Annotated in this window: 1 protein-coding gene; it reads left to right on the top strand. The window is 60.2% G+C overall.

Annotation, left to right across the window (positions count from 1 at the left end):
* On the top strand, positions 1–903 hold a 903-nt coding region (locus tag EXE44_RS16475; protein WP_241991856.1), incomplete at its 5' end, for a transposase.
* Positions 904–989: the final 86 nt, after the last annotated feature.

The following is a 989-nucleotide window of genomic DNA, read 5'->3' as shown; positions in this document are numbered from 1 at the left end:
CTGAAAGACAAATACGACCATACTGGGCGTCTCCGGCTCGAAATTGCCGGCGAGCCGAATTGGCCCGACTACGAGAAACAGGGTCGGTTGGACCTGTGGTACGACGAGACCGACAACACCTTCCGAGCTTCGCAGCCCGTGACTGTTTCCGACGAAACGCGGGTGACTCCACTGGCTGATGAAATGGCCGCTCTGGATATCGGTGCGAACAATCTCGTTGCCTGTACCACGACGACCGGCGAGCAGTATCTGTACGAGGGTCGCGACCTGTTCGCTCGCTTCCGGGAGACGACGCAAGAAATTGCCCGGTTACAGGCCAAACTCGAAGCGGGCCGACACAGCAGCGAGCGCATCCGACGGCTGTATCGCAAGCGCACTCGGCGCCGCGATCACGCCCAAGAAGCGTTGTGTCGCGACGTGATCGAACGGCTGTACGCCGAGGGTGTCGACACGTTGTATATCGGTGACTTGACCGGCGTGCTAGAGACGCACTGGTCTGTTGAGGCAAACGCCAAGACGCACAATTTCTGGGCGTTCAGGAAATTCGTGGACCGACTGGCCTGTACCGCCGAAGAGTACGGGATCTCGGTTGAGGTTCGGTCGGAAGCGTGGACAAGTCAGGAGTGTCCGCAGTGCGGATCGACGGATCGAACCACGCGGCATCAGGAGACGCTGACGTGTGCGTGTGGGTTCGAGGGACACGCGGACCTCGCGGCGTCGAAAACATTTCTTGAGCGGCAGATGGAGCAAGAAGTCAGGCCGATGGCACGGCCCGTGCGATTCGAGTGGGACGACCACGAGTGGTCGGGGACACCACACCCTCACGACAGTCCCAAAGAAGCGCGCACAGACCGGAGTACCGTCGACAGTGACGGAAAAATTGCCTCCGGGGAGACGGCATAGCCAATATCCCACGGGAGGAATCCCACGGCTTCAGTCGTGGGAAGATGTCAAGACGCAGTGTGTACCCCCGACTCGTTCCTCTTCGG

Source organism: Halorubrum sp. SS7 (assembly GCF_005435055.1).
In the GTDB taxonomy this organism is placed as follows: Archaea; Halobacteriota; Halobacteria; order Halobacteriales; family Haloferacaceae; genus Halorubrum; species Halorubrum salinarum.
Note: the sequence above shows the minus strand (reverse complement) of the source record. Positions and strands in the feature narration are given on the sequence as shown.